This is a genomic window from Streptomyces sp. NPDC018610 (genome assembly GCF_044391765.1).
In the GTDB taxonomy this organism is placed as follows: domain Bacteria; phylum Actinomycetota; class Actinomycetes; order Streptomycetales; family Streptomycetaceae; genus Streptomyces.
Genome location: NZ_JBISAL010000003.1, coordinates 373,393 through 395,374, shown reverse-complemented (window position 1 = coordinate 395,374; position 21,982 = coordinate 373,393). Strand labels below are relative to the sequence as shown.

Annotated in this window: 14 protein-coding genes; 8 read left to right on the top strand and 6 right to left on the bottom strand. The window is 74.2% G+C overall.

Translation table 11 applies throughout. The annotated features are described in order from the left end of the window. Positions 1 to 271: 271 nt before the first annotated feature. Positions 272 to 6,142 (bottom strand): SDR family NAD(P)-dependent oxidoreductase, encoded by a 5,871-nt coding sequence (locus ACH5A8_RS11185; protein WP_399000404.1) that lies wholly within the window; start codon positions 6,140 to 6,142, stop codon positions 272 to 274. A 17-nt stretch (positions 6,143 to 6,159) separates the two neighbouring features. Here ACH5A8_RS11185 and ACH5A8_RS11180 point away from each other — a divergent pair, with 17 nt between their 5' ends. After that, on the top strand, positions 6,160 to 7,662 hold the full coding sequence (locus ACH5A8_RS11180) for a succinic semialdehyde dehydrogenase (protein ID WP_399000401.1): 1,503 nt from the start codon (positions 6,160 to 6,162) through the stop codon (positions 7,660 to 7,662). Here the strand turns inward: ACH5A8_RS11180 and ACH5A8_RS11175 are convergent, their stop codons facing one another. After that, entirely contained in the window at positions 7,663 to 8,844 is a 1,182-nt protein-coding gene (locus tag ACH5A8_RS11175) for a cytochrome P450 (RefSeq protein WP_399000399.1), read from the bottom strand. Between the two features lie 534 nt (positions 8,845 to 9,378). On the opposite strand from ACH5A8_RS11175, the gene ACH5A8_RS11170 reads away from it, so the two are divergent. The 7 genes from ACH5A8_RS11170 (at position 9,379) to ACH5A8_RS11140 (ending at position 16,466) form a co-directional block, all read left to right on the top strand. Continuing rightward, positions 9,379 to 10,068, top strand: a complete 690-nt coding sequence (locus ACH5A8_RS11170) for a lysophospholipid acyltransferase family protein (protein WP_399000396.1) — start codon at positions 9,379 to 9,381, stop codon at positions 10,066 to 10,068. After that, on the top strand, positions 10,065 to 10,325 hold the full coding sequence (locus tag ACH5A8_RS11165; RefSeq protein WP_399000394.1) for an acyl carrier protein: 261 nt from the start codon (positions 10,065 to 10,067) through the stop codon (positions 10,323 to 10,325). The genes ACH5A8_RS11170 and ACH5A8_RS11165 overlap by 4 nt, the downstream gene beginning before the upstream one ends. After that, a complete protein-coding gene (locus tag ACH5A8_RS11160) occupies positions 10,322 to 11,539 on the top strand; it encodes a beta-ketoacyl-[acyl-carrier-protein] synthase family protein (protein WP_399000392.1) in 1,218 nt (405 codons plus the stop codon). Before ACH5A8_RS11165 ends, ACH5A8_RS11160 begins: the two co-directional genes overlap by 4 nt. 76 nt (positions 11,540 to 11,615) lie before the next feature. Further along, positions 11,616 to 12,482, top strand: coding sequence for an isocitrate lyase/phosphoenolpyruvate mutase family protein (locus ACH5A8_RS11155; protein WP_399000390.1), 867 nt, complete (start codon positions 11,616 to 11,618; stop codon positions 12,480 to 12,482). Further along, positions 12,479 to 13,621, top strand: a complete 1,143-nt coding sequence (aepY, locus tag ACH5A8_RS11150; protein WP_399000387.1) for a phosphonopyruvate decarboxylase — start codon at positions 12,479 to 12,481, stop codon at positions 13,619 to 13,621. The genes ACH5A8_RS11155 and aepY overlap by 4 nt, the downstream gene beginning before the upstream one ends. Further along, positions 13,618 to 14,697, top strand: coding sequence for a 2-aminoethylphosphonate aminotransferase (locus ACH5A8_RS11145; RefSeq protein WP_399000385.1), 1,080 nt, complete (start codon positions 13,618 to 13,620; stop codon positions 14,695 to 14,697). Before aepY ends, ACH5A8_RS11145 begins: the two co-directional genes overlap by 4 nt. Next, entirely contained in the window at positions 14,694 to 16,466 is a 1,773-nt protein-coding gene (locus ACH5A8_RS11140; protein WP_399000383.1) for an FAD/NAD(P)-binding protein, read from the top strand. Before ACH5A8_RS11145 ends, ACH5A8_RS11140 begins: the two co-directional genes overlap by 4 nt. Here the strand turns inward: ACH5A8_RS11140 and ACH5A8_RS11135 are convergent. The 4 genes from ACH5A8_RS11135 to ACH5A8_RS11120 all read right to left on the bottom strand — a co-directional run bounded on the left by ACH5A8_RS11135 (position 16,364) and on the right by ACH5A8_RS11120 (position 21,687). Further along, on the bottom strand, positions 16,364 to 17,275 hold the full coding sequence (locus ACH5A8_RS11135; protein WP_399000381.1) for a sterol desaturase family protein: 912 nt from the start codon (positions 17,273 to 17,275) through the stop codon (positions 16,364 to 16,366). The two genes, ACH5A8_RS11140 and ACH5A8_RS11135, sit on opposite strands and share 103 nt — an antisense overlap. Before the next feature lie 18 nt (positions 17,276 to 17,293). Next, the gene (locus tag ACH5A8_RS11130; protein WP_399000379.1) at positions 17,294 to 18,082 is read right to left on the bottom strand and encodes a BTAD domain-containing putative transcriptional regulator; all 789 of its coding nucleotides are present in this window, start codon (positions 18,080 to 18,082) and stop codon (positions 17,294 to 17,296) included. A gap of 256 nt (positions 18,083 to 18,338) precedes the next feature. After that, entirely contained in the window at positions 18,339 to 20,672 is a 2,334-nt protein-coding gene (locus tag ACH5A8_RS11125) for an AAA family ATPase (protein WP_399000377.1), read from the bottom strand. 208 nt (positions 20,673 to 20,880) lie between these two features. Then, positions 20,881 to 21,687 (bottom strand): SAM-dependent methyltransferase, encoded by an 807-nt coding sequence (locus tag ACH5A8_RS11120; protein ID WP_399000375.1) that lies wholly within the window; start codon positions 21,685 to 21,687, stop codon positions 20,881 to 20,883. Between the last annotated feature and the right edge of the window lie 295 nt (positions 21,688 to 21,982).

The window sequence follows — 21,982 nt, the reverse complement described above, 5'->3', positions numbered from 1 at the left end:
GAGGCGGGGCCCCGCACCATGCCGCGGGCTCCGGGGCCGCCCCGGACCCGCGCGTGCGCCGCGGGGCACGCCGTCCGGCGTGCCCCGCGGCCAGGCGTCCGCACCGGGCGCCCGTCCAGCGCGTGTCTCCAGCCCTGACGGGCTCGCGTCCCGGGCTCCCCGGCCGCTTCGGCGGGCGACGCGTACGGGCGGCGCCGGGGGTGAGGCCGAGGATCCCGCGCCGCGGCGCTCGGCCCGGCGTGGGCCCGAAGTCCCGCGCGGGCTGCCGGGGTCAGGTGTCGGCGCCGGTCAGTTCCGTCAGGGCGGGGACCAGTCTCGCCAGCGTGCCGTGTTTCCACAGCAGCGTCGGGCTCAGCCGCAGCCCGAGCGCCGCCTCCAGCCGGTTGCGCAGCTCCAGGGACATCAGCGAGTCCATGCCGAGGGAGCGCAGCGGTGCGTCGGGGGCGAGCCGGTCAGGGGCGAGACGGAGGACCTGCGCGGCCTCGTCGCGGACGAGGGCGGCGATCCTCGCGGGGGAGAGGCCGCCGGGGCCACCGGTGGGTGAGGCGTCCGGACCGTCGGCGGCGAGGAGCCGCCAGCTCGGGAGGGCGGCGGCGGCCGGGTAGGTCTCCAGCCACCGTCCGGGGTCGAGCGCGAGACAGCCGACCACGTCCTCGTCGTCGGCGAGGAAGCGGTCCAGAGCGCGCCAGCACTCCTCGGGGGTGACGGCGCCCAGGCCGCGCGCGGCGAGGCGGTCCGCGCCGGCGGCGGCGAGGCCCGCGCCCGAGACGGGGCCCCACTGGACGCTGAGGGCGGGCAGCCCGGCGGCGCGGCGCGAGCGGGCGAGGGAGTCCAGGGCGGAGTTCGCGGCGGCGTAGGCGGCCTGTCCCGCGGTGCCGACGTAGGCGGCGGCGGAGGAGAAGAGGACGAAGAGGTCCAGTCCGTCGGCCGCGGTGAGCTCGTGCAGGACACGGGCGCCGTCGGCCTTGGGACGCAGCGCCCGGTCGAGCAGGGCGGCGTCGACGTTGGCGAGGGTGGCGTCGGCGAGCACGCCGGCGGCGTGGAAGACGCCGCGCAGCGGCGGGAGCTGTGTACGGATCTCCTCCAGCACCTCCCGCACGCGGGCCGGGTCGGCGACGTCGGCGGACCACACCATGACCCGGGCGCCGCGGCGCCGGAGGGCCTCGACGCGCTCCGGGTCCTTCGGTTCGCCGCGGCCGAGCAGTGCCACGGCGCCCGCGCCGCGGTCGGCGAGGTGCTCGGCGAGGGAGAGGCCGAGGGCGCCGAGCCCGCCGGTGATCAGGTAGGTGCCGCCGGGGCGGAACCGGCCGCCGGGCAGCGGTTCGGGGACGACGTCCACGGGTGACGGGGTGAGCACCAGCTTGCCGATGTGCTCGCCGCGGGACATGGTGCGAAAGGCCCGCTCGGCGTCCGCGAAGGGGAACTCCCGCACGGGCAGCGGGGTGAACTCGCCCGCCTCCAGCAGCCCCCACACGGTCTCCAGCACGGTGGCGAACCGTTCCGGGCGGCGGCGCAGCAGTCCGGCGATGTCCACCGCGGAGACGGTGACCGCCTTGCGGAAGGCGCCGAGCCCGATCGAGGTCTCGCCGTGGATGTCGCGCTTGCCGACCTCGACGAACCGGCCGTCCTCGGCCAGCGCCTCCAGGCCGAGCGTGAGGGCCGCACCGGAGAGCGAGTTGAGGACCACGTCCACGCCGCGCCCACCGGTCGCCTCGCGCACCTGCTCGGCCCACCGCAGGCCGCGCGAGTCGAAGACGTGCCGCACGCCGAGGCTGCGCAGGTGCGCCCGCTTCTCCTCGGTGCCGGCGGTGGCGATCACCTCGGCCCCCGCCATCCGCGCGACCTGGAGCGCGGCCAGGCCGAGCCCGCCGGTGGCCGAGTGCACCAGCACCGTCTCGCCCGGACCGGTCCGGGCCACGTCGATCAGCGCGTACCAGGCGGTGACCAGCACCATCGGCAGGGCCGCCGCCTGAGCGCCGGACAGCCCCCGGGGCACCGGCACGACGTGCCGCGCGTCCGCCGTCATCTCGGAGCCGAGCGCCCCGAACCCGCAGGCGACCACCCGGTCCCCGGGGGCCACGCCGGTCACGCCCTCGCCCACGGCGGTCACCGTGCCCGCGCACTCCAGGCCGAGGACGGTGCGGTCCGCGGTGGTGTCCGGGTAGACGCCGAGGGCCTTCATCACGTCGATGAAGTTGAGCGCCGCGGCCGTCGTGCGGACGGTGACCCGTCCGGCCGCCGGCGGCGCCGTCTCCAGCGGCCGCGCCGCCAGGGTCTCCAGGCTGCCGGGCCGGCCGACCGCGAGCCGGTAGGGCCGCTCGCCGCCGCTGCGGATGGCGGGCGGCAGGGCGGGGCCGCCCCCGCGCACCCGGCGCCCCACCAGCCGCCGCCCGTCGCGCAGCTCCACCCGGTCCTCCGTCGCGCCCAGCTCGCCGGCCGTGAGCTCCGTAAACGCCCCGGTGATCAGCCGCGCGACCAGCTGCGGGTGCTCGGACTGCGCCACGGCGACGAAGCCCTCGTACGGGCCCGCCTCCTCGGCGAGGACCGCCAGCCGCGCGGAAGGGTTCTCGGCGAGGGTCCGCCGCACCAGTTCGGCCAGCCGGGCCAGGCCCTCACGGGAGTCGGCCGGCGCGACGAAGGCGACCACGTCGGCCCGGGCGAGCTCTACGCCGTCCGGCTCCGGCCCGGGCAGCCGTGCCGTGTCACCGGTCCAGTGCACGGCCCCGGGCTCGCCGTCCGCGCGCTCCCCGGGCTCCCAGACCGTGCGGAACACCAGCCGGTCCGTCCCGTCCGTCTCCTCGGCGGTCTCCGGCAGGCCGGCCAGCGCCACTCCGTCCAGCCGCCCGAGCGGCGTGCGGTCCTCGGCGAACACGGCGAGGTCCACACCGTGCCCGGTCCGCCGGGCGTGCACCAGCAGCCGTTCGGGTGTCTCGGCGGGCAGCGTCGCGGCGCGCACGGCGACCGGCAGGCACGGACCGTCGGTCACCGCGAGCGCGGCCTGCAGCACGCCGTCCCACAGCACGGGGTGCACGGCGTCGGCGAGCCGCCCGGACCGGCTGCCGCCGGGCAGGGCGACGACGACCAGCGCCTCGTCGCCGGCACGGCTGCCGCCGGTCACGGTCCGGAAGGCGGGGCCGTAGGGGAGGCCGCGGGCGGCGCAGCGGCGGTAGAAGTCCTCGGCGGTGAGCGGCGCGCCGTCGGCCGCCAGGCGGGCCGGGAAGACGGGCGGTTCGATCGGTGCGCCCCACGACGCGAGGGCACGACAGTGGACCGTCCAGCCGGTGTCCTGGGCGGAGGCCACCTGGGCCATGCCGTTCGGGCCCGCGCCCGGCCGCCAGGTCACCCCGAGGCGCACCGGGTCGCCGGACAGGGGCAGCGCCTCGGTGAGGCGCACGTCCCGGAACACGAGCGGTCCGTCCGCCCGGTCGCGCAGGGCGTGCTGGAGCAGCGCCAGCTGGCCGCCGCCGGGAAAGACCGCGACGTCGTGCAGCCGGTGGTCGCCCAGCCACGGGTGGTCGGCCAGCGAGGGCTCGGTGAAGTCCTCCCAGAGACCGTTCGCGGTGGCGGGGCGCAGGGTCAGCTCCAGCCGGCCGCGGCTCGTGGTCCGGCCCGCGGCGACGGCGTAGCGCTCGCGCTGCAAGGGGTACGGGGGCACCGCCGCCCCGGGGCGCTGCCGGTCCGGCGGGCCGTAGGCGGGCAGGCCTGAGACGTAGGCCGTGCCGAAGGCGGCGACCAGGTCGGCGGCGGAACCCTCGTCGCGGCGCAGCGTGCCCAGCACCGCGGGGGGCTCGGGGCGCTCCTCACCGAGCTGGCGCAGTGCGGTGCCGAGGCCGGGGTGCGGGCTGATCTCGACGAGGTGGGTCACCCGGTCGTCCAGCAGGAGGCGCACCGCCTCGGCGAAGCGGACCCGGCCGCGGAGGTTGGCGGCCCAGTGGGCGGCGTCCAGCTCGCCGCCCTCCTTCACCCTCAGGTCCACGGTGGACAGGAGGGGGATGTGGCCCGTACGAGGGGTGAGCGGGGCGAGGACGGAGCGTATCTCGCCCAGGATGGGGTCCATCTGCGGGCTGTGCGAGCCGTAGTCGACGTCCACCAGGCGGCAGAAGACGTCGTCCGTCTCCAGGATCTCCTTCAGCAGCAGCACCGGGTCGGCCTCGCCGGCCAGCACACAGGAGCGGGGGCCGTTCTCCACCGCCAGCTCCACCAGGCCCTCGAACCCTTCGAGGGCCTTGCGCACCCCGTCGGTGTCCAGGTCCACGGCGAGCATCCGGCCGTGCCCGGCGACCTTCCGCAGCAGCGCGCTGCGCCGGGCCACGGCGAGGGCGCCGTCCGCGACGGTCAGCGCACCGGCGACGGTGGCGGCGGCGATCTCGCCCTGGCTGTGCCCGACGACGACGTCGGGCCGGACCCCGGCCCGCTCCCAGGCGGCGGCGAGCGAGACGGACATGGCCCACAGGGCCGGCTGCACCCGCTCCACGCCCGCAAGCGGTGCGCGGCCCGTCACGAGGTCCCTCACGTCCCAGGACACGTGGGCCCTCAGGGCCTCGGCACAGCGGTCCAGGGCGGCGGTGAAGGCGGGGTCGGCTCCGTAGAGGCCGGCGCCCATGCCCGCCCACTGGGCGCCCTGGCCGGGAAAGACGAAGGCGACCTTGCCCGTCTCGCGGGCCCGGCCGACGGCGGCCTCCCGCAGCGAGGGACCGACCAAGGCGCGGCGCTCGGGGAAGTGGTCGCGGTGGTGGGCCAGGGAGCGGGCCACCGCGCGCGGGTCGGCGCCGGCGGCCAGCAGGGCCCGCACGGAGGCGGTGCGCTCCTCCAGCGCCCGCGGGGTGTGACCGCTCAGCGGCAGCACGAACGGCCCGTCGGCGGCGGCGCCTTCCTGGACGGAAGCCGGCGGCGGGGGCGGTTCCACCACGGCGTGCGCGTTGGTGCCGCCCCAGCCGAAGGAGTTGACGCCGATCCGGGCCCCGGGCGGCAGGGGCAGCGGCTGCCGCACGACCTCCAGGTTCAGGGCGTCGAAGTCGATCCGCGGACTTAGCTCCTCGGCGTGCAGACTCGGCGGCACGCTCCCGTGCTCCAGCGCGAGGACCGCCTTGAACAGCCCGGCGAGTCCCGCGGCGGGCTCCAGGTGGCCGATGTTGGTCTTCACCGAGCCGATCCGCAGCGGTTCCCCGCCCCGGGCGGTCCCCAGCACCTCGCCCAGCGCCGACGCCTCGGCGAAATCGCCGCGGACGGTGCCGGTGCCGTGCGCCTCCACGTAGGCCACCGAGGCGGGGTCGATTCCGCCGGGCCCGTAGACCCGGCGCAACAGGTCCACCTGGGCGGCCGGGTGGGGCGTGACCAGGCTCTCCCCGCCGCCGTCGTTGTTGACGGCGCTGGCGCACACCACGGCCCGGATCCGGTCGCCGTCGCGGACCGCGCGCTCCGCGGCCTTCAGATAGACGACGGCCACCCCCTCCCCGCGGACGAAGCCGTCGGCGCCGGCCCCGAAGGCGTGGCACCGGCCGGTGGGGGAGAGTCCGCCGAAGTGGGCGAGTCCGACGGTCACTTCGGGGGTGAGCATCAGGTTGCAGCCGCCGACCAGCGCCGTGTCCACCTCGCCCGAGCGGATCGCCTGGCAGGCCTGGTGGAGCGCGACCAGCGAGGAGGAGCAGCTGGACTCGACGGTGAGGCTGGGTCCCGTGAGTCCGAGGGTGTAGGAGATGCGGGAGGAGAGGATGTCGAGCGAGTTGCCGACGATGGAGTGCTGGGTGGGCGGGGCGCCGCGGTCCTTGCGCAGCAGTTCGTGGTCGTGCCAGAGGCCGCCGACGTAGACCCCGGTGCGGGTGCCGCGCAGGGCGGCGGCCGGGGTGTCCGCGTCCTCCAGGGCCCGCCACACGGCCTCCAGGAGCAGCCGCTGCTGCGGGTCGAGGACCTCTGCCTCGCGCGGGGAGATGCCGAAGAAGCCGGCGTCGAAGAGGTCGACGCCCTCCAGGAAGCCGCCGACCGCCTGGATGTCCTTCACCGGGTCGGTCACCTCGTCCGGGTCCCAGCGGTCGGCGGGGACGGGGCCGATGGCGTCGCGGCCGTGAGCGAGCAGTTCCCAGAAGGCGTTCAGGTCCGGAGCTTGCGGGAAGCGGCCCGCCATGCCGATGACAGCGATGCTCACTCGAGCCCTCCAGACAAGTGCCGACGTGCGCCGCTGGCGATGCTAGGAGCGGCGGCAAAACCCCTGCTAAAGCTCTGCTGAAGCGATCAGGGCGGCGGCGCGTTCGGGCGCTAGCGTCACCGTGTATGGACGTTGCCGAGGCATTCGACCGAGCCCGCGCCGCACAGCCGGGGTGGGCCCGCGTTCCCGTACGGCGCCGCGCGGCGGTGCTGCTCCGCTTCCACGACCTGCTGCTGAGCCGCCGGGAGGAGATCGTGGCGCTGGTGCGCGAGGAGACCGGGAAGGTGCGCCCGCACGCGGTGGAGGAGGTGCTCGCCGCCTCGGTGGTGGCCCGGTACTACGGCCGTCGCGCCCCGCACCAGCTGCGCCCGCGCAGGCGCCGCGGCGCGATACCGGTACTCACCCGTACCACGGAACTGCGCCACCCGGTCGGTGTCGTCGGCCAGATCGTCCCCTGGAACTACCCCCTGGCGCTCGCCGTCAGCGACGCCCTCCCGGCGCTCGCCGCGGGCAACGCGCTGGTCACCAAGCCGGACAGCCGCACCGTGGGGACCACCCGGTGGGTGCGGGAGCGGATGGTCGAGGCGGGGCTGCCGGCCCAGGCCTGGCAGCTGGTGACCGGCGACGGGCCCACGGTGGGCCGGGCCGTGGTGGACCACGCCGACCATGTCTGCTTCACCGGCTCCACCCGCACCGGGCGCGAGGTCGGCCGCCGCGCCGGGGAGCGCCTGGTCGGCTGCTCGCTGGAGCTGGGCGGGAAGAACGCGCTCGTGGTGCTCGACGACGCGGACCTGGACCGCGCGGTGGACGGCGCGGTCCGCGGTTGTTTCGCCTCCGCGGGGCAGCTGTGCATGTCGACGGAGCGGATCTACGCGCACGCCGACATCGCGGACCGCTTCCTGGAGGCCTTCGTCGCCCGGACCTCCGCACTGGTCCCGGGCGTCGACATCGGCCCGTTGATCTCCGCCGAGCACCTCGCACGGGTCGACGAGCACGTCCGGGACGCGGTCTCCCTGGGAGCCACCGTGCTCACCGGCGGCCACCCCCGTGAACAGCTGTACTACGAGCCGACCGTGCTGGCGGACGTCACCCCGCGGATGCGGTTGCACGCCGAGGAGACCTTCGGACCGGTGGTCGCCGTGCACCGTTTCACCGGCGACCCCGCCGACCTCGTCAACGACACCGACTACGGCCTCAACGTCTCCCTCTGGACCCGCAGCCCCGCCCGCGCCCGTGCCCTCGCGGCCCGGCTGCGCACCGGCCAGGTCAACGTCAACGAGGCCTATGGCTCCGCCTTCGGCAGCGTGGACGCGCCCATGGGCGGCCGCGGCGCCTCCGGGGTCGGCGCCCGGCACGGCGCCGAGGGCATCCGCCGCTTCACCGAGACCCAGACCGTCGCCGAGCAGCGGGTGCTGCCCATGGCCCCGTTCACCCTCGGCCCGCTGAGGGTCGAGGGCGAACGCTACGAGGAGTTCATGGTGCGGGCGATGCGCACGCTCAAGCGGCTGCGCCTGCGGTGATCACCACCGGGCCGGCAGCCTGCGCACACCCCGGATGAGCAGTCCGGGCCGCCACCGCAGCGCTCCCGGCTCGGTGTCCAGCGCCAGTCCGGGGCAGCGCTCCAGCAGCGTGCGGATGGCGACCTTCGCCTCCAGCCGGCCCAGCGGCGCGCCCAGGCAGTAGTGCACCCCGTGCCCGAAGGCCAGGTGGGACTGCGGGGCGCGGCGGATGTCGAAGGTGTCGGGGGCGGCGAACTTCGCCGGGTCCCGGTCGGCGGCGGCGAACACCACCCGCACCGTGGAGCCGGCCGGGATGACGGTGCCGCGGAAGCGGGTGTCGGCGTCGGTGTAGCGGAAGGTGGAGTTCTCCACCGGGCCCTCGTAACGCAGCATCTCCTCCACCGCGCCGTCCAGCAGACTCATGTCGGCGCGCAGGTCGGCGAGCTGGTCGGAGTGCTGGAGCAGGCAGAGCAGCCCGCCGGAGATGAGGTTCGCGGTGGTCTCCTGCCCGGCGACCAGGAGCAGGAAGGCCATCGCGATCAGCTCGTCCCGCGAGAGCCGGTCGCCCTCCTCGTCGCGGGTTCTGATCAGCGCGCTCATCAGGTCCTCGCCGGGAGTGCGGGCCTTGTCGTCGATGAGCCGGGTCAGATAGGCCTCGAGGGCGCGGACCGCGTTCGCCCTCGAGTCCGGGCTCTCGGGCGCGACGAAGTCGTTGGACCAGCCGCGGAAGGTGTCCCGGTCCAGCTCGGGGACGCCGAGCAGTTCGCAGATGACGGTCATCGGCAGCGGGAAGGCGAGCGCGTCCACCAGATCGGCGCGGCGTTCCGGCTTCGCGGTCAGCGCGTCCACCAGTTCGTCCGTCAGCTCCTGGACCCGCGGCTCCAGTGCGGCGATGCGCCGGCCGGTGAACTCCCGGGTGACCAGCTTCCGCAGCCGGGTGTGGTCCGGGGGGTCGGTCTCCAGCAGGTTGGCGTCTATCGGTGAGACGCCGCCGTGCGACGCGCTCGGGCGGGGCCGGTTCTTGCGGAACCTCGGGTCGGTGAGCGCGTCCTTGGCCGCCTCGTAACCGACGACGAGCCATTGCTCGCCCTCCTCCGCCAGCACCCGGTGCACCGGGCCGCGCTCGCGGAGTTTCGCGTAGAGCGGATAGGGGTCGGTGATGAACTCGGCGGCGTCAGCGGTGAGATCGACGAGGCGGGTCATGGCGGGCACCTTAGGTTCGCGGGCAAATGCCCCGCTAAAGCAGAGCTAAATCGACGGAAGGGTAGGAGAGTGTGCCGCCGGGGCCCCGCACCGGGCTCGGCCGGGGAGTTTTCCGTTCCGGCTCCGGGTCGTGCCGGGTGCTCGACGCGGTTGCCGTTCCCGATTTCATGTGGACGGCTGTCCCCGGTTTTTGGTGCACGACTGTCCCGGAATCTCGGCGGGGATGCTTTCGGTTTCCGACGGGGGCTGCCGGTCGTCGTCACCGACCGTCCCCCGCCTCTCACTCACGGCTGCTCCCGCGGCGGGCGCGGGGACGACGAGGTCGGGCGGCTCCGCTCATGGGGGCGGCGGCGCCAGGTCGGCGTCGATGTCCGGAGCGGACATCGACGGGCGGACGGCTCGTCGTTCCATATTCGTTGCTAAAGCCCGGGAAAAAGCCCTGGTGAATACGCGGCGGCCCGCCTTGTCCGCGCCATCGGTAATTCGGCACACTGCACCGGTGCCGAAGCAAGTGGGCGATCTGGAGGGGGAGCAGTGGCCGGTCGTGAGGCGGTGCGCAGAATTCTGGCGGCGGTGACCGTGGGCGTCTTCCGCCCCAAGGTCACCGGAGTCGAGAACATTCCGCGCGGCGGGCCCTTCGTGCTCGCCGCCAACCATCTCTCCTTCTGCGACCACATTTTCCTCAGCCTGCTGGTGCCCCGCCCGGTGTACTTCGTGGGCAAGGCCGAGCGGCTCGGGCGGGGCGGGCTGCGCGGTCGGCTCAGCGGGCTGTTCTTCGAGAAGGTCGGCATGATCCCGGTCCGCCGCGACGGCGGCCGCGGCGGCGTCGCGGCCCTGACGGCGAGCCAGGAGGTGCTGGAGCGCGGTGCCGGGGTGGGCATCCACCCGGAGGGCACCCGCTCCCCCGACGGCCGCCTCTACCGCGGTCACACGGGAGCCGCCTGGCTCTCGCTGGAGACCGGCGCGCCCGTGGTGCCGTGCGGACTGATCGGCACCGAGCGGGTGCAGAGCCCGGGGAAGCTGCTGCTGCGCCCCGTCCGCTTCGAGGTCCACTTCGGGGCGCCGCTCTCGCCCGCCGACTACGCGGGCAAGGAGCACCTCAGCCTCACCCGCCGTCGCTACACCGACCGGATCATGCAGCAGATCGGGGCGCTCAGCGGCCAGGAGTCCGTGCCGCGCTTCGCCGTCAAGGGTCAGGCCCTGAAGGAAGGGAGCCACGCATGAGCGACACCGCACGCGAGGAGGACCTGCGGAGGATCGCCGTGATCGTCGCGGAGATCACCGGCCTCGAGGAGGACGAGATCCGCCCCGACGCGGAGCTGGTGGACGACCTCTGCATCGACTCGGTCGCCCGGATCGAGCTGATGGTGGCCTGCGAGAGCAGGCTCGGCGTCGCCATGCCGGACGAGGTGGTGAACCGGCTGCGCACCGTGGACGACGTACTGGACCACTTCGCCGCCGCCCGGACCCCGGCCTCGTGACCGCCGTCGTCACCGGGCTCGGCGCCCTCACCCCGTTGGGACCGGACGCCGAGAGCCTGCACCGCGGTCTGCTCGCCGCGACCTCCGGAGTGGGACTGCTGGAGGGCGGTGAGTTCGACGCGTTGCCGACCCGGCTCGCCGCCACCGTCGCCCGCGAGAACGTCGAGGGCCGGCTGGAGCGGACCGCCGCGCGCACCGTGGAGCGCGTGCAGCACCTGGCCCTGATCGCCGCCCGCGAGGCCTGGGAGCAGGCCAAGGCCCAGGACGTCACCGACCCGGCCAGGGTCGCCGTGGTGCTCGGCACCGCCGTCGGCGGCATCGCCGCGCTGCCCGGGCAGACCCTGCTGGTGGAGGAGCACGGGCCGCGCCGGGTCAGCCCGTACCTGATGTCCGCGCTGATGCCCAACGCGTCCGCCGCCTCCGTGGCACTGCACCTCGGCGTGCACGGCGGCGCGCGCACCACCGCCAGCGCCTGCGCCTCCGGCGCCGAGGCGGTGGCGTTCGCCCTGGAGCTGCTGGAGACCGGGCAGGCCGACGTGGTGATCGCCGGCGGAGCCGAGTCCTGCGTCCACCCGATGACACTGGCCGGGTTCGCGCAGCTGCGCGCGCTCTCCCGCCGCGTGGACGAACCGGCCTCGGCCAGCCGCCCCTTCGACACCGCCCGGGACGGCTTCGTGCTCGGCGAGGGCGCCGCGGTGCTGGTACTGGAGCGACCCGAGCACGCCGCCGCGCGCGGGGCCGAGGTGCTCGGACGCGTCCTCGGCGCGGGGATCACCTCCGACGCGCACCACCTCATCGCACCCGACCCCGAAGGCGCCCAAGCGGCCCGCAGCATCGGGCTCGCGCTGCGCGCGGCCGGGCTGACCCCCGCCGACATCGGCCACGTCAGCAGCCACGGCACCGCCACGCCCGCCGGGGACCTCGCCGAGGCTCGCGCCCTCAACAGGGCGCTGGGCGGCGAGCGCCCGCCGGTCACCGCCGTCAAGTCCTGCACCGGGCACCTGCTCGGCGCCTCCGGCGCTGTGGAGGCGGTCGCCGCGCTGCTGGCGCTGCGGGACGGCGTGGTGGCGCCGATCCGCAACCTGGACGACCCGGACCCGGGCGCCGACCTCGACCTGGTGACGGGCCGGCCGCGCCCGGTCGGCCGGGGCGCGGCCCTGTCCACCTCCTTCGGCTTCGGCGGCCACAACGTCTCCCTGGTCCTCGCCCGCTGAGGACCCGGGGACGCGGTCGCGAACACTCTCAGTCCCGCACCACTTCCCGCACAGCACACCGACAAGGAGCGGAGTCATGACTCTGCGCGAGCTCTTCAACCGCCCGGGGGTGATCCGCATCGCGGGCGCCCACAACCCGCTCGGCGCCCGGCTCGCCGAGCGTGCCGGGTTCGACGGGATCTGGTCCAGCGGGCTGGAGATCTCCGCGTCCCAGGGTCTGCCGGACACCGACCTGCTCACCATGTCGGAACTGCTCCAGGTGGCCTCCTCGATGGCCGCCGCGGTCGGGGTGCCGGTGGTGGCGGACTGCGACGCCGGGTACGGCAACGCGCTGAACGTGATGCACACCGTGCGGCGCTACGAGCGGGCCGGGATCGCTGCGGTCAGCATCGAGGACAAGATGTTCCCCAAGGTCAACAGCTTCGTCGCGGGCCGCCAGCAGCTGGTGTCCACGGAGGAGTTCTGCGGGAAGATCGAGGCCGCCAAGGCGGCGCAGCGCGGCACGGACCTGATGGTGATCGCGCGCACCGAGACGCTGATCGCCGGCCGGTCGATGGACGAGGCGCTCGCACGGTGCGCGGCCTACGCGGAGGCGGGCGCCGACGCCGTGCTCATCCACGCCAAGGGCGAGTCGCCCGGACCGGTGCTGGAGTTCCTGGGGCGGTGGAAGGCGGGCCTCCCCGTGGTGGTCGTGCCCACCACCTACCACACCGCCACGGCGGAGGAGCTGGGCGCGGCCGGGGCCAAACTCGTCGTCTACGCCAACCACGGGCTGCGGGCCGGGATCACCGCCATGGCCGAGACCTTCGAGACCATCCTCAAGGAGGGCCGCTCCACCGGCGTCGAGGAGCGGATCGCACCGCTGCGCACCGTCTTCGATCTGCAGGGCATGGACGAACTGAAGGCGGACGAGCACCGCTACGTCAGGGGCGTGACGGCATGACCGTACGTCAGGGGAGTGACGGCACGACCGTCGCCTCGCCCGCGCCGCTCGACCCGTCGGAGGCGGTGCGGCTGCTGCGCGCCGAGGGGTACGGGCCCTTCACCGGCGTACCGTGCTCCTACCTGGGGCCGGTGATCTCCTGCCTCCAGGAGGAGTTTCCCGGCGAGTACCTGATCGCGGCCAACGAGGGCGAGGCGGTCGCCATCGCAGCCGGGGCACAGCTGGCCGGGCGGCGGCCCGTGGTGCTCCTCCAGAACTCCGGGCTCGGCAACGCGGTCAACCCGCTCACCTCGCTCTGCCACACCCTGCGCGTCCCGGTGCTGCTCCTGGTCACCTGGCGCGGTGAGCCGGGGCGTCCGGACGAACCGCAGCACGAGGTGATGGGACGGATCACGCCGTCGCTGCTCACCTCGATGGAGATCCGCAACGAGGTGCTGTCCGGGGACCGTCTCGCGCAGCGGCTGAGGGCCGCCGGACGGCACATGGAGGAGACCGGCCTGCCGTTCGCCTTCGTGGTGCCCAAGGGGACCTTCGCCCGGCGGGCCGCGGCCCCCGGGCCCCGGCCCGGGGGGACGATGCTGCGCCGGGACGCCGTCGCCGAGGTGGTCCGCGCGGTCGGCGACTCCTCACTGATCGTCGCCACCACCGGTAAGACCGCCCGTGAACTGGAGGCGGACTGGGACCGCCCGGAGAACCTGTACGTGGTCGGGTCCATGGGCTGCGCCTCCTCCGTCGCCCTCGGCGTCGCACTCCAGGCCCGCTCCCGGCAGGTCGTGGTGCTGGACGGGGACGGGGCCGCGCTGATGCGACTGGAGGCGATGGCCGCGATCGGCAGGCTCGCCCCGACCAATCTGTTGCACGTGCTCATCGACAACGAGGCGTACGAGTCCACGGGGGGCCAGCCCACCGGCTCCGGACAGGTCAACTTCACCGAGATCGCCGCCGCCTGCGGCTACCGCGCGGCCCGCGAGGTCTCCAGCGCCGAGGGGCTGCGCTCCGCGCTGGAGCGCCAGCTGTCGTACGCCGGGCCCGCGCTGCTGCGCGTGCGGGTGGCGCCGGGCTCGGACCCCGGCCTGGGCAGGCCCGCGCTGGCCCCGCCCGCTTCGGCCGAACGGTTCAGGAAGGCGGCGCGGGTATGAGGTACGTGTTGATGAACCCGGGGCCGGTGAACACCGCCGAGGAGGTGCGGGACGCGCTGGGCGGCCCCGACCAGTGCCACCGGGAGCCGGAGTTCGCGGAGCTGATGGACCGGATACGGTCCCGCGTCACGGAGATCTGCGGCGGCGGCCCCGAGCACACGAGCGTGTTGCTGACCGGCTCGGGGACCGCGGCGCTGGAGGCCGCGATCGCCTCGGCGGTGCCGGCCTCGGGCGGAGTGCTGGTGGTGGACAACGGGCACTACGGGGAGCGGCTGCACGAGATCGCCCGGGTGCACCGGCTGCACACGGTCCGCCTGGAGCTGGGCTGGGGCGTCCCGGTGGACGCCGCCGCGGTGGAGCGGGCGCTGGCCTCCGACGAGCGGCTGACCCACGTCGCCGTGGTGCACCACGAGACCAGCACCGGAATGCTCAATGACGTCCGGGCGGTCGCCGCGGCCGCCCGCGCCCACGGGCGCGCGACGATCGTCGACGCCGTCAGCAGTGTCGGGGCGGAGAAGCTGAACCTGAGGGAGGACGGCGTCGACTGGCTGGTGGGCACCGCCAACAAGTGCCTGGAGGGGATGCCGGGCCTCTCCTTCGTCTGTGCCGCCCACGAGTCCTTCGCCCAGGGCGTCCCCCGGACCTACTACCTCGACCTGAGGCGCCACTACCTCGCGCAGGAGCGGGGCCGCGCCCCCGCCTTCACTCCCTCCGTCCCGGTCGCCTACGCCTTCGACACCGCCCTCGGTCTCGCGCTGAAGGAGGGCGTCGCCGCCCGCGGTTCCCGCTACCGGCGGTTGGCCGGACGGCTGCGCCGGGGACTGGAGGAGCTGGGTCTGGAGCTGCTGCTGCCGTCCGGGCTGCGGGCGGCCTCGCTCACCGCGGTCCGGCTGCCCCCGGGCCTCGACTACGACTGCCTGCACGACGGGCTCAAGCGCGAGGGGTTCGTCATCTACGCGGCCCAGGAACAGCTCGCCGCCGGCTGGTTCCGGCTCTCCACCATGGGCGCCATGACGGAGGCCGACATCGACGCCTTCCTCGCCGCGCTGGCCCGGCTGCTGAGGCGGCCGCGGTGACCCATGTGCTCGCCGTCGTGGGCGGTGGACCGCGGGCCACCTACGCCTTGGAGCGGCTGTCCGCCCAGCTGGACCGGCTCGGCCCCGGGCAGCGGCTGAAGGTGCTGGTGTTCGAGCGGTCGGGGGAGTTCGGCGCGGGGCAGGCGCACAGCCCCTCGCAGCCCGCGACCAGCTTCCTGAACCGCGTCAGCAGCCAGGTCTCCTTCGCGGCCGACGAGACGACGACCGGGGCCGGACCGTTGCGGACCTCCCGCAGGACGCTGCACGAGTGGTGCCGCGAGCGCTACGCCCGCACCGGGGAACCGGACCTGGACCTCGGGCCGGCGGACTGGCCACGACGGTACGTGCACGGGCTGGCGCTGCGTGAGGCGTTCGACTCCTACGCGGCGGACCTGCGCGCCCACCCGAGGGCCGAGCTGGAGCTGCACCACGCCGAGGTGGTGCGGCTGCGGGCGGGCAGACGTCTGCTGCTGCAGACCGCGGACGGCCGCCGCTTCGAGGCCGACCAGGCGCTGCTGGTGACCGGCCACACCCACCACGACCCCCTACGCGGCGAGCCCTCCCGCTCCCGCGCCCGGTTCGCCGCGGCCACCGGCTGCCACTACGTCCCCTACGCCTACCCCCTGGACCGGCTGCCGGAGGAGACCGGCACCGTCGGCGTCGCCGGCACGGGCCTCACGGCCATCGACGTGATCCTCCATCTGACCGAGGGCCGCGGCGGCCGCTTCGAGCCCGTGGCCGGCGGCCTGCGCTACGTGCCCAGCGGCGCCGAGCCACGGCGCGTCGTCGCCTTCAGCGGCTCCGGCCTCTTCACCTTCTGCCGCGCCGACGACGAGAAGGGCGACCGCGCCCACCAGGGCGTCCACCTCACCACCGAGGCGATCGACCGGCTGCGCGAACGTCACCCCGAGGGGCTGGACTTCGAGCGGGACGTGCTGCCGCTGATCGAGCGGGAGATGGCCTACCTGTACGAGGCCGCGGGAGGCGGGAGCTTCGACTTCGCGCGCACGGTCGACCCCCTGGCGAGTGCCGGGGCGCACACGCCCGAGGCCTACCGAAAGGCCGTGCTGGACTTCATGGAGCTCGACCAGCGCCGGGCCGAGGAGGGCAACGTCACCAACCCGCACAAGGCGGCGGCCGACGGCGTCTGGCGGGACCTGCGGCACGTCATCTCCTACGCGGTGGACGACGGCGGCCTCACCCCCGGCTCGCACCGCGACTTCCTGGACCGCTGGGTCCGGGTGCACAACCGGCTCGGCAACGGCGCCGCGCCCGAGGTGATGGCCCGGCTCCAGGCGCTGATCCGGCACGGCGTGCTGGACGTGGGCGCGGGCCCCGGGGCGCGGGTTCGCACCACGGGCCGGCGGTTCGAGGTCAATGGACCCGTCACCGGAGCCGTGTACGGGATCGACACCCTGGTGGAGGGCCGGGTGCACCCCTTCGACCCACGGCTCGACGCCAACCCGCTGTTCCGCCGGATGCTCGCCGACGGCACCGTCCGGCTGTGGCGCAACGGCGGCTTCACGCCCGGAGGGCTGGACCTCGACGCGCGCGGCCGTCCCGTCCGGGTGGACGGGACGGCCGAGGAGCGGATCGGGGTGCTGGGGCCGCCCACCGAGGGCAGGCGCTCCTTCCAGCTCTCCGCGCTCCGCCCCGGCACGGACCACTACGTCATGCGCGACGTGCTGGCGTGGCTCAGCGGCTTCTGGGAGGTGCTCGGGCGTCCGGAGCCGGCCGCGGGCTGCCAGCCGGGCGGCCCGAACACGTAACCCGCCTTCTGGCGCCAGGTCGCGGCGCCACGGATGTCGCGGAACATGGCGACGAACTCGTGCACCTGGATCCGCCACAGGCTGTGCGTGCTGATCTGCTTGGTCAGGCCGTAGGTGGGACGGTGCAGCTCGGGCTGGAAGGTGCCGAACAGGCGGTCCCAGACGATCAGCATGCTGCCGTAGTTCTTGTCCAGGTACTCCGGGTCGGAGCCGTGGTGGACCCGGTGGTGTGAGGGGGTGACGAAGACCGCCTCGATCGGCCGGGGCAGCTTGCCGATCTTCTCGGTGTGCGCGAAGAGACCGTAGAGCAGGTGGATCGAGTGCATGGTGAAGACCAGCACCGGGGGGACGCCGAGCAGCGGCAGCGGCAGCCACATCAGCTTCTCGAACCACTGCGCCCACTTGCGCCGGAAGGCGACCGAGACGTTGAGGTACTCGCTGGAGTGGTGCACCTGGTGGCCCGCCCACAGCAGCCGGACCCGGTGCGTCATCCGGTGGTAGACGTAGATCGTGAGATCCACCCCGATGAAGAGCGCCACCCAGGTGTACCAAGCGGTCGCCGGCAGCTTCCAGGGGGCCACGTACTCGTAGATCCAGGCGAAGAAGATCAGTGCGGCGGTGCGCAGCACGCTGGAGATGACCAGCGCGCCGAGCCCGGTGAGGATGTTGGCGCGGGTGTCGGCGGCGGTGAAGCGCTCGGTGTCGTCCTTGTCGAGGTGGATGGCGACGAACTCCACCACGACGATGAGGGCGATGAGCGGCAGGGCGAGCACGACCGGGTCGTGCAGTCTGTCGACGAGCTGGGACAACGTCGGAACTCCGGTCTGCTAGGCGGCGCGGGCGGCCAGGGGGCGCGGGTCGAGCTGGGGGTCGCGGACGAGGACCGCGCGGTGCAGCCGCTGGATCCGCTCACCGGGCTCCAGTCCGAGTTCGCGCACCAGCGCGTCCCGGATCTTGTGGTAGACCTGCAGCGCCTCGGCCACCCGGCCGCTGCGGTAGAGCGCGAGCATCAGCTGGGCGTGCACGTTCTCCCACAGCGGGTACTCGGCGACGAGGCCGTAGAGCTCGCTGACGACGCCGCTGTTGCGGCCGAGGTCCAGCTCCAGCGCGATCCGCTGCTCCAGCGCGTCGATCCGCTTCTCGTCCAGTTGCCGGGCCAGGTTGTCGAAGACCGATTGCCCCCTGAGGTCGGCCAGCGCCGGACCGCGCCACAGCCCGCACGCCGCCTGCCAGCAGCTCAGCGCCTCATCGGCGTGGCCCGCGGCCTGCGCTGCCTTGGCCCGCCCCGCCAGTGACTCGAACTGGCGCAGGTCCAGCTCGACCGTCTCCAACTCCAGCGCGTAGCCGTGCGGCCTGGTCACCAGGCGGTCCGCGAACCCGCCGTGCTCGTCCAGGTGCTTGCGCAGCTTGGAGACGTAGACCTGGAGCGCGGTGCGCGCGGTGCGCGGTGGGTTTCCGGCCCACAGCGCGTCGAAGAGGAAGTCGCGTGACACCACTGCCCCGGCCTTGACACAGAGCAGTGCGGTCAGCGAACGGATCTTCGCGGGCTGCGGTGTGATGCTGCGGATGCTTCCTCGGACCTCCAGTGGGCCCAATATCTGGAACTGCACCGTCACTTGTGAATCCCCCGTTTCTGCCGGCCGCCGGTTATGGCGGTCGGCGAGGCATCTTTCCGGGGCCCCGTGGCGCGGAACAACCCCTACGCTCCGCACCCCTAAAGTGACGTCAGAACGTCGCCCATCAGAGCGTTCTCGTGACATTAGGGGTGCCGTTGCGCAAGGCGGCGCGCGTATAATCCGGCCCCTGTCAGGGAATCCCTGTGCGTCACCGAAGAGCGATCGTGGGGCACTTTGCCGCGTCTTGGGAATCTCTTTACTCTTCCGTGGCGAGGGCGACCGACAGGTCCGCCCGGCCCTTGATCCCCAGCTTCCTGTAGATCCGGGTGAGATGCTGCTCGACCGTGCTCGTGGTCAGGTAGAGCCGGGTGGCGATCTCCCGGTTCGTGGAGCCCTCGACGGCGAGCTGTGCCACCCTGCGCTCGGCCTGGGTGATGGTCCCGGCGGTCCTCCTGGCCGGGTTCTTCATGCCCGGCGGCTCACCCAGGCCCTGGCCGCGGCCCAGCCCGCGGCTCGCCTCGGCCGCGGCGGCCCGCCAGGGGATCAGGCCCGAGAGGTCGAGCGGCCAGTGCGAGAGCAGGTCCCGGCAGGCGAACAGGTCGCCGAGCGCGGCGTGGTGGCGGCCCTCCGCCAGGTGGTAAGCGCCCCGCGCGTAGAGGTAGTGCGCCCCCGGCAGGGTGCTGAACATCATCTCGGGCACCGGCACCCGGGCACACTCGGCCGCACCGGCCCAGTCCCCCACGCCGGTGCAGCCGATCAGCGCGGCGGCGAGCGGGATGCCCACGGTGATGCCCCAGGCGTCCGGGGAGATCAGGGACAGCGCCTGGTCGGCACGGGAACGCGCGAGCGCGTGGTTGCCGTGCTGCGCTTCCAGGGCGGCCCCGGCCGCGGCGAGCACGGCGCGCGCGGTGCGCGAGCGGCGGGCCATCCGCAGCAACTGGCCCTCGTACGCCTCGGTGACCCCGTAGGGCCGGCGGTGGAGCACGAAGGCCATGGCCGAGATGGAGGGGGCGAGGGCGGGATCGTGCAGGGTCGCGGTGAGCAGCCGCTCGGCGACGCCGGGGGTGGGACGCTCCTGCGGGGGGATGCCGCCGAGCGGGTACACGTGGCCGAACCAGGCACGGGTGCTCTCCAGCCGCATCCGCAGGCCCACCGGGATCTCCTCGGCCCGCCGGTCCAGGTCGGTGAGGATCTCCGCGGCCTCGGTGGGACGGCCGTGCCACATCAGGTAGGCGACCAAGCGGATGGAGTTGCGCGGGGTGAGCCGGCCGCGGCGGTGCTGGTCGAGCAGCGGGTCCAGGTAGCGGTGGGCCACGGCCGGGTTCAGCTCCCACTCGGCACTGAGCAGTTCGGCCCGCACATCGGCCTGGTCCGGGGCGCCGGTGTAGGCATCGGCGGCCCGCAGGCAGGAGACCGCCCAGCGCGGGTCGCCGTCGCGCAGGGCCTGTTCGGCGGCGCGGCGCAGCACGTCCTGGCCCCAGAGCCCGTCGTCCCGGCCGCCGGCCAGCAGATGCCGGGCCACGGAGGAGGCGCACGCGCCGTCGTCGTGCAGCACCCGGGCCGCGCGGCGGTGGGCGGCCGCGCGCTTCCCGGGCGGCATCCGTTCCAGCACCGCCGCGGCCGCGGCGGTGCTGTTGTAGCGGTACCTCGTCACCAGGCCGAGGCCCTCCAGCGCGGTGCAGGTGACCGAACCGGAACCATGGGGGCGCGTGGTCAGCCGGTCGAGGCGGCCCGGTGTGGCTTCGGAGCCCAGCACGGCGAGCGCTTGGGCCGTGCCCAGCTCGGGTTCGGTGAGCTGGTCCAGCAGGTACTTCACGGCGAGTTGGAACGTCTCGCCCGGGCGCGGCAGTTCCTGGCCGGGATCCCTGCGGTCGGCGGCGAGCGCGTGCAGCAGCAGCGGGCTGCCCCCGGACTCCCGCAGCCAGGCGTCCCCCGCGGCGCGGCTCGTCGCCGCGCCCAGTTCGGCCGTGAGTATGGGGTCGGTTCCGGTGAGCGGGGAGAGCCGGATCAGCGTGCAGGCCGGGTTGCGCACGAACTCCGCGGACAGTTCCGACATCGCGTGCCGGCCCCCGGTCCGGCCGCCCAGCACCAGCAGCATCCGGCACGGCGCCACCCGCCGCACCAGATACAGCAGGCACTGCAGCGAGGCCGGGTCCGCGTCGTGCACGTCGTCCACGATCAGCACCAGCGGCGCCCGCTCGGCCAGCCCCACGATCAGCCCGTGCGCCTCCTCGGCCGCGCCCCGCGGCACCACCACTCGGTCCGGCCAGGGGCCGCTCAGCCGGAAGCCCTCGGCCGCGTCGATGAGTTCGGCGAGCCGCGCGGCCCGCTGTTCTCCCAGCACCCGGTGGGCGGTGCCGAACAGCTGCCGCACCACGCCCATCGGCACGGCCCGTTCCGCACGCGAGGCCACCGCGGAGAGCGCCAGCGCCCCCGCTTCCCCGGCGCGCCGACGCACCTCCTGGAGGAGCCTGGTCTTCCCCATCCCCGGCGCGCCGACGACGAGCGCCGCCCGCCCGCTGCTTCTCCGCGCCTGATCGAAAAGGGCGTTGAGGACATTGTCAGCAGCGGTACGTTCGACGACCTTCACGGAACTCCCCTGTCAGCTTCCGGGTGCAGTGTCGAGCCAGTCCTTGTCCGAGGGAGAGGGTAACTCGAACGCACTTCCGGATCTGGATCAATTGTCGAGGTGGATCCAGGGCGGTTCCGTTGTGCGGCGATACGAATGTGGGTTCATTCGCACCATCCCCGCGGGTGTGTTCCGGTGTTCCGGCCGGAGGGGAAATCGCGGCGGTGGGTTATTCCTTTACGCCCACCGCGCAGACGGCGTAGCCCTCGTCGGGGGCGGGCGCGTCCGCCGTGCGGTCGGGGCGCCAGTGCCCGGTCTTGACGAGACCCGGCTCCAGCAGCCGCAGGCCGTCCAGGAAGGATGCGATCTGCCGTGCGGGCCGCAGGTGGTAGGAGTTGGCGGACTGGCCGTTGTAGGCGGCGATCGCCTTCTTCAGGGGCTCACTGGTGTCGGTGCCGTCGCTGAGCGCCACATAGCTGCCCGCGGGCAGTGCGGTGATCAGCTCCCGCACCACCCGGGCGGGCTCCTCGGCGTCGGAGAGCTGCCCGATGATGCCCAGGAGGACCAGGCCGACCGGCCGGGTGAGGTCCAGGGTCCGGGCCGCCTGCTCCAGGATGCGTCCCGTGTCCCGCACATCGGCGTCCAGGTAGGCGCACGCGCCCTCGGGGGTCGAGCGCATCAGCACCTCGGCGTGCGCCAGCACGATGGGGTCGTTGTCCACGTAGACGACCCGGCTCGCGGGGGCGAAGCGCTGCGCCACCTCATGGGTGTTGTCCGCCGTGGGCAGCCCCGTGCCGATGTCCAGGAACTGGCGTACACCGGCTTCCTCGGCCAGGAAGCGGACCGACCGTTTGAGGAAGGCGCGCTGCTGCCGGGCGATCGCGGCGATCTCGGGGAAGGCGCCGAGGATCAGGTCCCCGGTGTCGCTGTCGACGGGGTAGTGGTCCTTGCCGCCCAGCAGGTAGTTCCACACCCGCGCCGAATGCGGCCGGTCGGTCTGCAGTCGGTCCCGCCAGTCGCCACGTGATTCAGTCATGGGCAGAGCATCACACAAGGTCGACGCGGTGTCAGAAGCCTGTGGAAAAAGCCGTATCGGTGTTCCGGGAGGTCCCTCACGGGCCCTTGAAGGGGCGCCCGTGAGGGATTCGGGAGTGCCGAGGGCCGGGCCACCGGTGCGGAGCCGGCTGAGGCGTGCGGGCGGGCGGGGAGACACGTGGGCGGGGGGGGGGGGGGGGCCCCGGGGCGGCCGCCCCCCCCCCCCCCCCCCCGCCCCCCGCCCCCCCCCCCCCCCCGCCGGCGGCCGCCCCCCCCCCCCGCCCCCCAACCCCCGC

What these genes read in the sequence shown, in the direction of transcription:
- ACH5A8_RS11175 (WP_399000399.1), bottom strand. Translation starts at nt 8,844, where the DNA reads ATGACCCGCCTCGTCGATCTCACCGCTGACGCCGCCGAGTTCATCACC.
- ACH5A8_RS11165 (WP_399000394.1), top strand. Translation starts at nt 10,065, where the DNA reads ATGAGCGACACCGCACGCGAGGAGGACCTGCGGAGGATCGCCGTGATC.
- ACH5A8_RS11155 (WP_399000390.1), top strand. Translation starts at nt 11,616, where the DNA reads ATGACTCTGCGCGAGCTCTTCAACCGCCCGGGGGTGATCCGCATCGCG.
- aepY (WP_399000387.1), top strand. Translation starts at nt 12,479, where the DNA reads ATGACCGTACGTCAGGGGAGTGACGGCACGACCGTCGCCTCGCCCGCG.
- ACH5A8_RS11145 (WP_399000385.1), top strand. Translation starts at nt 13,618, where the DNA reads ATGAGGTACGTGTTGATGAACCCGGGGCCGGTGAACACCGCCGAGGAG.
- ACH5A8_RS11120 (WP_399000375.1), bottom strand. Translation starts at nt 21,687, where the DNA reads ATGACTGAATCACGTGGCGACTGGCGGGACCGACTGCAGACCGACCGG.